Source organism: Pseudomonas sp. GW821-FHT02A11 (genome assembly GCF_059421985.1).
In genome coordinates, this window is sequence record NZ_JBWKWB010000007.1 from 237,132 (window position 1) to 250,622 (window position 13,491).

The window sequence follows — 13,491 nt, forward strand, 5'->3', positions numbered from 1 at the left end:
AATCGCCATCGCGGGCAAGCGCGCTCTTACAAAGTAACGCGTCAGGAGGTCAACGATGGACAAGCCTGCACCACAGGCCCTGTATCGCCAGGCCAAGGATTTCGTACAAGGCAAGCTGGTGTCCGGGGAATGGAAGCCGGGCGACTTGATTCCTTCGGAAAACCGTCTGGTGCTGGAGCTGGGCATGTCGCGCATGACCGTCAACCGGGCCCTGCGCGAGCTGACCGAAGAAGGCCGGCTGCTGCGGGTGTCTGGAGTCGGGACGTTCGTCGCTGAGAGCAAGCCGCAATCGAACCTGCTGCACATCACCAACATCGCCGACGAAATCCTTGCGCGCGGCCACCGCTATCGCTGTCAGGTACTGCATCTGGCCCGGGAGTCGGCGTCGATGCCCATTGCCTCGGCCCTGTCGCTGACCACCGGGGCGTCGGTTTTTCATCTGCTCTGCGTGCACTATGAAGACGACGTGGCCGTGCAACTGGAGGACCGTTACGTCAATCCGCAGACCGCGCCGGAGTTTCTCCAGCAGCCGTTCGGCGATCAGTTGCAGTCGGCGCGTTACCTTTTGCAGATCATCCAGCCCGATGAAATGGAGCATATCGTCGAAGCCAGCCACCCTTCTGCCGACGAACGCAAGCACCTGCAGATCGACCCCGGCGAGCCGTGTCTGGTGCTGATGCGCCGCACCTGGAACAGCGGGCGCGTGGTCACTTATGTACGCCTGGTTCACCCCTCCTCGCGCTATCGCCTGGGCAGCCGCCTGCCGGTCACCGGCGCCTATCGCGACAGCTGACAACCGCTCAGCAGATTCATCGAACCCCTGCGCCGCACTGCCCTCGATATCAACAAGCCCAACAATCGGGCATTGAGAAGAGGTGCATATGGCTACCCAAGACAATCAGCAACCTGGCGAACGCCACGACCCTGCCATCGATCCGGACACGCCGGACAACAGCATGGGCCAGAAGCAGGATCAGGCCACCGGTGCGCAAAGCCAGGACAATCATGGCGCCCAGAGTCAGGCCAACGATGGCAATCGCTCGGGGAACAACAGTTTTACCCCGGATTTCGAGCCTGAAGAGCAGGAGTCACCCGATACAACCAAGGAAGAAAATCAGACCGGAGATACGGATCGGGATATTGATACGGCTGGCGGCTAAACCGTGATTCAGGCCCTGTGGGAGCGAATTCATTCGCAAGACGCATGTACAGCCGCAAGCTATTGCTTGGATGTACCGGCCCCTCGCGAATGAACTCGCTCTCACAGGTTCCTGCGTTGTCACTGTCTCAGGTGAATCATCCAAAAATCCGCTCCAATTCCTCCGCTCTGTCCATTGCATAGCAACCTAACAAACCGGCACCATCACGCTTTCGTCTGTACTTGCAGATCCGCCTGCAGTTTTCCCCGGAGCGTTGTCGATAATGGTCCAGCCCACCCTTCAGGATTCCCCCCGCGTCAACGATAAGCTCACCCCTCGTGAATTTCGCGGCATGGTCGCGATTCTGCTGTCCATCGCCTTGGCGACTCTCGACACGGCCATCGCCAACACCGCTCTGCCCGCCATCGCCGCCGACCTCAACGCCTCCCCCGCCGCATCGGTATGGATCATCAACGCCTACCAGCTCGCTGCAGTCGCCACGCTGCTGCCCTTCGCAGCGTTGGGTGGCGTGTTGGGGCAACGCAAGGTGTACCTGGGCGGTTTGATTCTGTTCGTGGTGTCGTCGGCGCTGTGTACGTTTTCCTGGTCGTTGCCGACCCTGACCATCGCCCGCGTGCTGCAAGGCATCGGCGCCAGCGCGATCATGAGCGTCAACGCCGGGTTGATCAGTTCGATCTTCCCCCACGAACGCCTTGGCCGAGGACTGGGCATGAACGCCCTGGTGGTCGGCACGTCGTTTTCCATCGGCCCGACCATCGCTTCGCTGGTGTTGTCGGTGGCCCATTGGCCATGGCTGTTCGCGATCAATCTGCCCATCGGCCTGTTCGCCCTGGTGTTCGCCTGGAACTCGCTGCCGGCGACCAAGCCTGGCAGCCTGACCTTCGACCGCACGACCGCAATGCTCAACGTCATCACCTTTGGCGCGCTCATCTTCGCCCTGAGCCAGGCTGCGCAACTGGGCTCGATGAGCAGCGTGTTGATTGCGCTGGCGGTTTTCCTCGTCGGTGGCGCGGCGATGCTCAGGCGCGAAGCCGGGCATCCGGCGCCGATGTTCCCGCTGGACTTGCTCAAGCGCCCGATGTTCGCCCTGTCGGCCCTGACCGCGTTCTGTTCGTTCGCGACCCAGGGCTTGGCATTCGTGTCGCTGCCGTTCTTCTTTGAAACCACGCTGGGCCGCGACCCGGTGCAGACCGGCTTTCTGATGACGCCGTGGTCGGTGGTGGTGGCAATGATCGCGCCGTTTGCCGGGCGCATGTCCGACCGTTATCCGCCAGGGCTGCTGGGCGGGATAGGGCTTGCGATGTTGTGCATTGGCATGATTTCCCTGGCGACCATGCCAGCGGACGCCAGCGTGTTGTCCATCGGTGCGCGGATGATTTTGTGCGGTATCGGTTTCGGCTTCTTCCAGGCGCCCAACCAGAAAGCACTGATGACCAGTGCGCCAAAGGAACGTGCCAGCGGCGCCAGCGGCACCATCGCCACGGCACGCCTGATCGGCCAGGCCACGGGTGCTGCGCTGGTGGCGTTGAGCTTCGGGATTTCCAATACCCACGGCCCGGTGTTGGCATTGAGCATCGGCGCAGGGTTTGCGGCGGTGGGCAGCATTGCCAGCGGGTTGCGGTTGGTGACGAAAAATACTGCCAATTCTCGTGTCTGAACCAAGGTCCGACAGTCAACACAAAACCCAGCACCACATAACCCTGTAGGAGCTCACGAGCCACGCGAGGCAGCGATCGGCTGCGAAGCAGTCGTAAACCCTGAAACCTGAGGTGTGCCTGACTCACCGAAGTGTCCGTATTGGCCGCCGCTTCGCGCCAGATCGCTGCCTCGCACGGCTCGTGAGCTCCTACAGGTAGCTCGCAGCCATCCCACGGCAGAATCAGGCAAGCATCGCGTAGAACTGGGTGATCGATTTCTGGTCTTGTATTCCTACCATGGGGACTTCAAGCCACGGCATCACGCTTCATGAGGAAACGACATGAGCACGACAAAAACCCTGTTCATCACCGGCGTCAGCAGCGGCTTCGGCAAAGCACTGGCGGCCCAGGCGCTTGCGGCGGGACACAAAGTCATCGGCACCCTGCGCGACCAAAAGGCCATTGAAAGCTTCGAAGCCCAGGCCCCGGGTCGCGCCCATGGCGTGCTGCTGGACGTCACCGAATTTGCCGCCATCGACACCGTGGTCAACGACGTGGACACCGCCTTCGGCCCGGTGGACGTGCTGGTCAACAACGCCGGCTACGGCCATGAAGGGGTGTTCGAAGAGTCGACCCTGGACGAGCTGCGTCACCAGTTCGACGTCAACGTGTTCGGCGCCGTGGCGATCACCAAGGCGTTCGTGCCGCTGTTTCGTCAACGCCGCAGCGGGCACATCATCAACATCACCTCCATGGGCGGCTTCATCACCCTGCCGGGGATCTCGTTCTACCACGGCAGCAAGTTCGCCCTCGAAGGCATTTCCGAGTCGCTGGGCAAGGAGTTGAAACCCTTCAACGTCTTTGTCACCGCCGTGGCACCGGGGGGCTTTCGCACCGATTGGGCAGGCCGCTCGATGCAGCGCTCGCCTCGGCAGATCGCCGATTACGACGAGAGCTTCGACCCGATTCGCAAGGCCCGCGAGGAACGCAGCGGCAAGCAACCCGGTGATCCTGTGAAGGCCGCCAATGCGATCCTCACGCTGATCGCCAGCGAAGCCCCCCCTGCACACCTGCTGCTGGGCAGCGATGCACTGAAGCTGGTGCGCGACAAGCTGGACCAGTTGCAGGCCGAGATTGCGGCGTGGGAAGAGGTGACGCGCTCGACGGATGTCTGAGCCGCGCCATAAAAAAGGGCAGGCACGTTGACCGTGCCTGCCCTTTTTCACATGCCGACGTTTACCAACGAAACGCCACAGTCCCCATCACAGTACGCTCTTCACCCCAATAGCAACGCCCGGCGTTGTTGCAGCCGCTGACGTATTCCTTGTCGAACAGGTTCTTGGCGTTCACATCCACCGACCAGTGTTTGTCGATGTCGTACCCGACCAGCGCATCGACCAAGGTCACGTCGCCGGTGGTCAATCTGCCGTACAAGGTCGGCGCGGTATACGCGAAGGTGTTGTCGAAGTAACGCACGCCACCGCCCACACGCAGGCCACTCAATGGGCCGTCGAGGAAGCGGTAAGTCGCCCAGCCGGAGGCCTGGTTGCGCGGAATGCCGGTCAACTGGTGGTCCTCGAACAACGAACCCGGTGCATCCCTGGTGACCCGCGCATCGGTGTAGGTGTAGGACGCCGTCAGGCTGAGGTTTTGGGTGATGTCGCTGTTGGCCTCAAGCTCGATACCCTTGGATTCGCTCTCGCCCACCTGCTCACTGAAGCCATTGGAACCGGCGACCACGTCGTGGGTTTTGGTCAGCTGGAAGACTGCCGCGCTGAAGGTGGTGTTCCAGCCCTTGGGCTCGTACTTCACACCGGCTTCGTATTGGTGGCTCAAGATCGGGTCGAGCAGTTCGCCGTTGGGCTGCGAGGACTGCTGCACCGGGGTGAACGCGGTCGAGTAGCTGACGTAAGGCGAGATGCCGTTGTCGAACTGGTACATCAAGCCTGTCTGCCAGCTGAAGCGATGGTCCCAGCCGTCCAGATCGGCAAAGCCGCTGGTGGTGCCGGCACGGTTGCGGTACATGCTGTGGACGAAGTCCTGACGACCACCCAGCAGGAAGATCCAGTTGTTGTACTTGCTCTGCAGCTGGCTGTAGAGGCCGTACATCTGTTGATCCAGCTGGGAGTTCTGCACCGTGGCGAGCATCGTCGGTTTGCCCGTGGGGAATACCGGGTTGAACACGTTGAATGAGCCGCTGAAGCCCGCTGCCCAGTCCTGGTTGAACGAGGTGCGATCGTAGCTGGCACCCAGCAGAACGGTGTTTTCCAATGCGCCGGAAGTGAAGTGGCCTTCGAACTGGTTGTCGACCGAATAGGCGATGGATTTGTTGTCGCGGTCGTAATAAGTGGCGGTCAGATTGCTGCCAAAACCTGCGTTGTTCAGGTTGTTCGGCCAGGTTTCGTGACGGTCCAGACGCGATTCCATGTAGCGCGAGTTCTGACGGAACTGCCAGTTTTCATTGAGCTGATGGCTGAACTCGTAACCCAGGGTCCAGGTTTCGCGCTCGAAGTCGTCCCAGTCCGGGTTGCCGTTGAACTGGCTCTTGCCGATCTTGCCGTTGACGTTGTTGAGCAACGTGCCCGCCGCCGGGTAACCCAGCAGCAGCTTGGTGCGGCCGCGCTGGTAGGACGACAGCAGCGTCAAGGCAGTGTCTTCGTCGAAGTTGAAGGTCATCGACGGCGCGATGTAAAGTCGATCGTCCGGCACCGAATCGACCTGGGTGTCGGCGTTGCGGCCGAGCATGACCACGCGTCCCAGAATGCGCTTGTCGTCGGTCAGCGGGCCGGACACGTCCAGGCCGAGCTGGCGACGGTTATTGCTGCCGTAGCTGAATTTGGCCTCGCCCTGAGCGGTTTCGGTGGGGCGCTTGCTGACCAGGTTGACCAGCCCGCCCGGTGCGTTTTCGCCGTAAAGAATCGAGCTTGGGCCACGGAACACTTCGGTGCGCTCAAGGCCGTAAGGCTCGGTGGTGGTGTCGTAGCGGTTGCCCTGCAGGCGCAGGCCGTCTTTGAGCAGGCCGTAACCGTAGTCGGTGGCGTTGTAGCCGCGTATGGAAAACAGATCCCCCGCCAGGCCATCGCCAACCGCGAACGGTGGCGCGAAAATGCCCGGCACGTAGCCAAGAATGTCGGTGAGGGTCTGCGATCCCTGATCCTGAATGCGCTGACGTGTCACTACCGATACAGAACGCGGCGTTTCCGCTAATGGCGTGCTGGTCTTGGTGCCGGCGGTGCTGTTCTTGGCCTGGTAGCCGACTTCGGTTTCAGCCACCGGCGCCTCGCCCGACACTACCGAGTTCTGCAACTCGACGGTTGATCCCTTGACCGGTCGCGCCGGTGCATCTTCTGCCCACGCGACCCCATTGCTGCACAGGGCAGCGATGATCACGGCCAGGCTGCTTGCCCTGAATTCCATCTTGTTATCGCCAGACATCGTTCCTTCCCCACTCCGTTGATGGCCATGGCATCTCGACCCCCACACTTCCATGGCCCAGCCTTGAAAGCGGGCGAATTTATCAGCGAATGCTAATTATTACTATTAGCAGTCGCTCAAAATGTAGGTTTGTCCTTACAGACGCTTCACATAATTCCTACCTCACCCTGCTTGCCCGCCTACAACGGATGCTGAATCGGCCCGCAGGTCACTAAGCTGAACCTTCCGCGCCTCAGGGGCTCATTGTTCAGGTCGCGTGTGCGGCTGACTGCACAGGAGCTGCCATGGGCCGTTACTCAGCCACGACCACTTCAGTCACCTCTACTGCGATGCGTGTCGAACGGGAATTGAGCCTGCGCGCCGTGCTCACCGGTGTGCTGCTGGGCATCCTGCTGACCCCCTCCAACGTCTATGCAGGGTTGAAAATCGGCTGGTCGTTCAACATGTCGATCATTGCCCTGCTGGTGGGCTTCGGCGCGTGGCAGGCGTTGATCAGGCGCTTCAAGGGCCAGCCGTCATGGACGCTGCACGAAAGCAACATCAACCAGACCGTGGCCTCAGCGGCGGCATCGATCATATCGGGTGGGCTGGTCGCGCCTATCCCGGCCTTCACCTTGCTGACCGGCGAGCAACTGGACGCGGTGCCGATGATGGCCTGGGTATTTTCGGTCAGTTTTCTCGGCATCTGGATCGCCTGGTACCTGCGCCCCGCCCTGCTCAACGATGACGCCCTGAAGTTTCCCGAAGGCATGGCGACCCTGGAAACGCTGCAGCACATCTACAGGCACGGTCGCGAAGCGGTGGTGCGGATTCGCGTGCTGTTCAGCGCCGCCCTGCTGTCGGGGCTGGTCAAGTGGGTCGACGAATTCCTCTGGAGCATCCCGCGCTGGGCACCGACGGCACAGCTCGAACGCCTGACGTTCACCGCCGACCCGTCGCTGTTGCTGATCGGTTTCGGCGGCATCATCGGCATTCGCGTGGGGTTGAGCCTGCTGCTCGGCGCCGTGCTGGCCTGGGGTTGTCTGGCGCCGTGGCTGCTGTCTCGCGGGCTGGTTCATGCATCCGGCAACGGCCCGCAATTCGCCCCGCTGGTGGGTTGGCTGCTCTGGCCCGGCGTGAGCCTAATGGTGAGTTCGACCCTGGCTTCGCTGGCGTTCCAGCTGTTCAGGACGCCCAAGCGGACCAAAAGCAATCGCGCTTTCGATCGCTCGACGCTGGCCGTCGCACCTGCGGTCGGGTTGGTGTTGTCGATCCTTTTGGTGGTCAGCCTGCAATCGTTGCTGTTTGGCATCGAGCTGTGGATGGCGTTGTTGTCGATCCCGCTGGCGATCTGCCTGGCAGTGGTAGCGGCGCGGGTTGTGGGCGCCACCGGAATTGCGCCCATTGGCGCCATCGGCAAGCTGTCTCAGCTGACCTTCGGCCTGGTCGCGCCGGGTCAGACGGCGATCAACCTGATGAGCGCCAATACCGCAGGCGGCGCGGCGGGCCAGAGCACCGACCTGATGAATGACTTCAAGGTGGGCTTGGTCATCGGCGCCACCCCGAGAAAACAGGCCATCGCTCAATGCATCGGTATTTTCATCGGCAGCATCGTCGGCGTAGTGGTGTACATGGCGCTGATTCCCGATCCCAAGTCCATGCTGCTCACCGAAGAATGGCCAGCGCCTGCGGTCGCCACCTGGAAAGCCGTGGCGCAGACCCTGGCCCACGGCCTGGGCGCGCTGTCACCGGAGGTGCGTTGGGCCATTCTGGTCGCGGGGCTTGTCGGCGTGCTGCTTGGAGTGCTCGACAGCCTGCTGGGCAAACGCCTGATCCGCTACCTGCCCAGCGCCGCGGCACTGGGGCTGGCGTTTGTCCTGCCGGCGTCCACTTCGGTCATGATGTCGCTGGGTGCCGTGCTCACCTGGCTGGTGAGTGTGCGCTGGCCGAAGGTCACCGAACGTTTCGCCATTACCGTGGCTGCGGGGCTGATTGCCGGGGAAAGCATGACCGGCGTCGGCGCGTCGTTCTGGGCCATGCTGAAGAACCTATAACGCGCGAACTGGATGATACGCATTTGCCATAACGGCCTGTTCGCCCACCCTGTTGACGGGTAGAATGCCGGCAACCAGGACGACTCAATGCACAGACCAGATTTCCCAGCGCCCTCCGATGACGCCACCGATGCCGCCGCGCACTGGTGCATGCGTCTGCACGAGGACGATTGCACGGATCAAGAGCGGCAAGCGTTCGCCAAATGGCTGGCCGCAGACCCGCTGCACGCCGCCGAATACGAGGCCATGCTCGACATCTGGGAGGTCGCAGACCACCTGCCTCGCCCTGCTCTGCCTGAGGCGCCCGCCCCGGCCGCCAACCCGGTCACACCCATCCCCGTTTCCCGCCCTGCCCCTGTTGCCCGCACAGCTCCAGCGCCACGTCGCCCTTGGGCAGGCTACGGCATGGCCGCCGCGATCAGCCTGCTGGCGATTCCGCTGGCAGGCTACGCAGGCTGGAACATGGGCTGGCTGCCGAGCAGCTATCAGCGTTACGAAAGCACCGATCAGACCCGTCAGGTGACTCTGTCCGACGGCACCCAGGTGCAGCTCAACCTGGGCACTGAACTGACCTACGCCAACTACAAGGATCAACGTCGGGTCAGCCTGAAAAAAGGCGAGGCGTTTTTTGCAGTCAGCCACTCCACCGAACACCCGTTCGTGGTCAAGGCCGCCGAAGGCCAGGTGCGCGTCACCGGCACCCAGTTCAACGTGTGGATGTATCAGGATCAGGTGCGCGTGACGCTGCTGGAAGGCTCGGTGCTGGTCACCACCGACCGTGCCCGTGAAGGCTATCGCCTGGACCCTGGCATGCAGGCGTCCTACAAGAGCGGCGACTATGAGCCGCAGATCAGACAGACCTACAGCAACGATTCGAGCCTGGCCTGGCGCGGCGGCAAGCTGGTGATCGACAACCTCGCGCTGGTCGACGCCCTGCCGCTGATCAACCGGTACCTGGACACCCCGGTGCTGCTGGGCGATGCCGCCACCGGCAAGATTCGCCTGGGGGGCGTCTACAACACCTCGGCCGTCAAGGACCTGGTGGCGTCCCTGCCGAAAGTGCTGCCGGTGACCCTGAGCAAGAGCCGCGATGGCAACCCGGTGATCAATTCCGCGAGCCGATAAGCGCTCAACGGCTGAACAGGCACGTCATCCAGACCACGCCTGCCCTTCTCAGCTTTTACCGCTCGTTCTTCGCCAGGCCCGCGCCCTTGGGCGTGACTGGGTCCGTTTCGCGGATGACTTGGGATTGGTAGTGGGCATCGGCCTTGATCTGCGCGTCGGTAAACGGTAACGGCGCCCACTGCTTGCGCGAAAAGGCCTCGGTCTGGTCCCGTGAATGCGCGGAAGCAGGGTCACTGGACAGAGAAAACGCCAACAGCCCCTGAGCCTGCGGCCCCGATTCATCGAACGTCACCACTTGCAGGTAACTGCTGCCGCTGACCACCTCGCGCTTGCCCCCTTCACCCGCCACGCTTTGAATGGCGTTGTACACGCCCAACGACCCTGGACCACCGTGGATGGGGGTGGCTTTGCCGCCGCCATCGAAGACCTGAATATCTCCCCAGCGGCTGTTGCCATCGAGCCCGCGCTGGGCCACGTCGGTAGCCGAGGCCAGCATCGCCTTGCGCACGGCATCGGCCACGGTCGGCTGCTCGATGTTCAAGCCCCGTGGCGTGTGCTGCGGATCGGCAGGATCGAACGCTATGCGCCAGATGCCCTCTTCTTCCAGCAAGGCCTGCATCACGTTCTCGAAGTGCACGAGCCCCAGCCCGGCCTGCAGATTGGCGCTGCGATCCCAGTCCTTCAAGCTGCTGCACACCGTCTTTAAGGCCGCGGCGTCCGCCCCCAGGTCGCCCGCGCAGACCTGCAGCAAATCCGGGAGGGTGTCGCTGGCCAGATACACCTGATCGTCCATCACCATGTGCTGCAGATCCTGGGCATGAACCTTGGCGGTTTTCTGCAGGTCTTCCAGGCGCCCGAGGGCGAAACGGGCACGCTGGCCCAGGGGCAGACCGTCGCGACTGATGATGGGTGAGTAACCGGTCAGCGGCGCAGCCGGGTTGACCATCCACGCCGAATCGTTGGAGTTCTGCACGAAGTCCGTGCGATGCAGCTGCGGCAATTGGCTCGCCGGAAAAATGCCCTTCTGTGCGCTGTCGGCAGCCACGCTCCAGGCGCAGGCGCTGCGCGACCCGTCCAGCAGAACCAACTCAAGACCGGCGCGCGGATCGCTGCATCGCTTGAGTGTGTCGGCGTCCACATAAGGCACCACCGACTGGTTCATGTACAGGGTCTGGCCCTGATCGTCGGCCGCCAGCGTGTTGACCCAGGGAATGCCCTGAATCTTGTGCACGGAGTCTTCGAAGGACTTCAGCGAATCGGCGCGATTCATCGCGTACCACTGCTGCAACACGCGGGTATTGTCTTGATTGGCATCCTTGAGGCTGAACGCCACCTCGCGATTCCAGTCCAGCTTGCCCGGCCACTGCACCACCGGCCCGAACACCGAACTGTAGACCGTGTGCGTCTGCGCCTTGAGGCTGCCATCGGGCTGCCTGGCCTGCACGGTCACGTCGCGTTTGGTCATCGCCACGGACTTGCCGTCGAGCAGGTAGCGGGTTGGGTCCTTCGGGTCCAGGGCCAGACGGTAGAGCGTGAAATGGCGGGAAGTGTCGACGGTGTGGGTCCAGGCCAGATGACGGCTGAAGCCGATATTGATCACCGGCAAACCCGGCAACGCCGCGCCCATGACGTCGAGCTTGCCGGGAATGGTCAGGTGCATCTGATAAAAACGCATGCCGCCGACCCAGGGGAAATGCGGGTTGGCCAGCAACATGCCGCGACCGTTGAACGAACGGTCACGACCGATCGCCACGCCGTTGCTGCCGCGATCCAGGGCGAAACGCTGCATGCGCCCGGCGGCCAGTTGAAAGCTGTCACCCGCTTGAGCGCCTTGCGCCAGGGCCCGAGGCGGCGTCGCTGCGGCCAAGGCCTCGGCAAACTGCCCTGCCCCGCCTTCAGCCAGCAGGCGTCGGGTCAGCTTGATCAGGTCCTGCGGCGTAATGGGGCGTACCCAGGCCGCCTGACACTGCTCGGGCAGGCCAGTGGCCTTGCGCTCTTGCAGCAGGCGGTTGTAGCCAGCGACGTAGCCTTCGATGCGCTGCCGCACCTCGGGGGTCTGCGCCTTCCAGAACCCAGCGACAGCCTCGGGGGTGTTCAACCAGTTGAAGAACACATCGCTGGTGAGGTTCGACTGCTGCTCGATGGTCGTCTTGTCAGGTCCGAAATACCTCGAACGCTCGCCGTTGACCGTGACCACTTCATTGGCCAGCAGACACAGGTTGTCCTGGGCGTAGGCATAGCCGATGCCGTAGCCCAGGCCACGCTCATCACTGGCCAGAATATGCGGCACGCCAAAAGTGGTGCGGCGGATGTCAGCGCTGGCGTCACCGCCCTGAGCACGCGCCTGAGCCGCAAGGCTCAGACCGAGAAACAGAGCGCTCAAGCACAAACGCGGAAATGGACGGGCGATGATCACGAGAGCTCCTGATAAATGAATAAGACCGTTGGGATTCGCATCTGTGGGATACGAATCAGCTCGCCGTCGCCAACAACAGATCCAGCACACTGCGCGCCGGAGCAAGGTGCTTGTCGTGGGCGTACAGGGAAGCGGCAATCTCGTCGGCGCGGATCGGCAGGATCGACAGCAGTGTGTCGCTCAAACCATGGCTGGCCTGACAGAAACCCTGCATGTAGATGCCCGCTTTGCAGCGCTCGTCGGTGGCCAGACGATAGTCCCGCTCGACGGTGTAGTCGCCCAGGTACTCGGCCAGCGGCGCCAGCAACTGGCGATGCATCTGCCGCTCGTACCCGGTCGCCAGGATCACCACGTCGTAATGATGGCTGGCCAACTCGCCGGTGGCGGTGCTGCGCAAGGCCAGCTCGATGCTGTGCGCATGGCTTGTGGCGCACTCCACCGTGGTCAGGCTGCGGAACGCGTGACGGGGAATGCCGGAGACTTTCTGCCGGTAGAAAATCCCGTAGATGCGCTCGATCAGGTCCAGGTCCACCACCGAATAGTTGGTGCTTTGGTACTCGTTGATCAGACGCTCGCGCTCGGCGGCGTTTTGCTGGTAAATCAGGTCGGTGAATTCCGGGGAGAACACTTCGTTGACGAAAGGGCTGTCGTCTGCCGGTTTCAGCGCCGAGCCGCGCAGAATCCAGTCCACCTGCACGGCCGGAAAGCTGTCGTTGAGATCGATGAACGCCTCGGCCGCGCTCTGCCCGCTGCCGATGATCGCCACCCGCAACGACTGGCCCGGCTGCGCGGCCATGCGCTCCAGATAACGGGAATGGTGGAACACGCGGCTGTCGCCTTTCAGGTGTTTGAACGGCTCGGGAATGCGCGGCGTGCCCCCTGCGCTGACCACCACCGAACGGGTAGTGCGCACCTGTTGCGCGCCCTGCCCGTCGCGTGAAATCACCCGCAGCGCCTCGACCTGCTGTTTGTGCAGAACTGGCTCGATGCTCAGCACTTCTTCGCCGTAGCGCGCCTGCTCTTGAAAATGCCCGGCGACCCAACGCAGGTAATCGTTGAACTCCATGCGGCAGGGGTAGAAGGTGCCCAGATTGATGAAATCGACCAGGCGGCCGTGGGTCTTCAGGTAGTTGACGAAGGAGTACGGGCTGGTGGGGTTGCGCAGGGTCACGAGGTCCTTGAGGAAGGAGATCTGCAGTTCGCTCTGGGTCACCAGGGTGTTGCCATGCCAGCGGTAGTCGCTCTGTTTGTCGAGGAACAGCACATTCATCTCGCCCTGGCGCTCGGCGTGTTCGCGCAGGGCGATGGCCAATGCCAGGTTGGAGGGGCCGAAACCCACGCCGATCAGATCGTGAACGACAGCCGATGCGATTGCCTGTGTCATGTCCAGTGTCCTCTGGAAAGCCCCTCAACAGTGGGGACGGAAAATCCGGGTGACCCGAGCGATGCGGGTCGTCTGTTGAGTAGGAACGAGGATTGGGTGGGGAAATTTAGGTGGCCCGGTTTTGTCAGAACGCGTTTCTGGCTGCTGCACCGCGAAGGCTGCTGGCGCAGCCTGTTTCGCCTCTGGCGAGTTACTTGGAAAAGACCCCCAAGTAACCAAGGGTGTGAACTGACCCCCAAAAGTTGGACACCCTGTCCAACCAAAGGGATGCCCACCATGAAATACACTCCAGCCTTCAAGC

At 62.3% G+C, this 13,491-nt stretch carries 9 protein-coding genes; 6 read left to right on the forward strand and 3 right to left on the reverse strand.

The genetic code is table 11. The features are described from left to right. The first annotated feature begins 55 nt into the window (after positions 1 to 55). From hutC to AC07V9_RS13755, 4 genes are all read left to right on the forward strand, one after another. On the forward strand, positions 56 to 793 hold the full coding sequence (hutC, locus tag AC07V9_RS13740) for a histidine utilization transcriptional repressor HutC (protein ID WP_495016248.1): 738 nt from the start codon (positions 56 to 58) through the stop codon (positions 791 to 793). An 88-nt stretch (positions 794 to 881) separates the two neighbouring features. Next, entirely contained in the window at positions 882 to 1,160 is a 279-nt protein-coding gene (locus AC07V9_RS13745; protein ID WP_495016249.1) for a hypothetical protein, read from the forward strand. Positions 1,161 to 1,491: 331 nt separating this feature from the next. Further along, the gene (locus tag AC07V9_RS13750; protein WP_495016264.1) at positions 1,492 to 2,817 is read left to right on the forward strand and encodes an MFS transporter; all 1,326 of its coding nucleotides are present in this window, start codon (positions 1,492 to 1,494) and stop codon (positions 2,815 to 2,817) included. Positions 2,818 to 3,138: 321 nt separating this feature from the next. Then, positions 3,139 to 3,972, forward strand: a complete 834-nt coding sequence (locus AC07V9_RS13755) for an oxidoreductase (RefSeq protein ID WP_495016250.1) — start codon at positions 3,139 to 3,141, stop codon at positions 3,970 to 3,972. Positions 3,973 to 4,033: 61 nt separating this feature from the next. Here AC07V9_RS13755 and AC07V9_RS13760 read toward each other — a convergent pair whose 3' ends face one another. Next, positions 4,034 to 6,232, reverse strand: coding sequence for a TonB-dependent siderophore receptor (locus AC07V9_RS13760; RefSeq protein WP_495016251.1), 2,199 nt, complete (start codon positions 6,230 to 6,232; stop codon positions 4,034 to 4,036). Positions 6,233 to 6,561: 329 nt separating this feature from the next. Here AC07V9_RS13760 and AC07V9_RS13765 point away from each other — a divergent pair, with 329 nt between their 5' ends. Both AC07V9_RS13765 and AC07V9_RS13770 read left to right on the forward strand, forming a co-directional pair. Next, complete coding sequence (locus tag AC07V9_RS13765; protein WP_495016265.1) at positions 6,562 to 8,265, forward strand: OPT family oligopeptide transporter; 1,704 nt, start codon at positions 6,562 to 6,564, stop codon at positions 8,263 to 8,265. Between the two features lie 87 nt (positions 8,266 to 8,352). Further along, the gene (locus AC07V9_RS13770) at positions 8,353 to 9,390 is read left to right on the forward strand and encodes a FecR family protein (protein ID WP_495016252.1); all 1,038 of its coding nucleotides are present in this window, start codon (positions 8,353 to 8,355) and stop codon (positions 9,388 to 9,390) included. Between the two features lie 55 nt (positions 9,391 to 9,445). On the opposite strand, the gene pvdQ is transcribed toward AC07V9_RS13770, so the two are convergent. Continuing rightward, a complete protein-coding gene (gene pvdQ / locus AC07V9_RS13775; protein WP_495016253.1) occupies positions 9,446 to 11,806 on the reverse strand; it encodes a bifunctional acylase PvdQ in 2,361 nt (786 codons plus the stop codon). 55 nt (positions 11,807 to 11,861) lie between these two features. Then, positions 11,862 to 13,190, reverse strand: coding sequence for a lysine N(6)-hydroxylase/L-ornithine N(5)-oxygenase family protein (locus AC07V9_RS13780; RefSeq protein WP_495016254.1), 1,329 nt, complete (start codon positions 13,188 to 13,190; stop codon positions 11,862 to 11,864). Positions 13,191 to 13,491 lie beyond the last annotated feature (301 nt).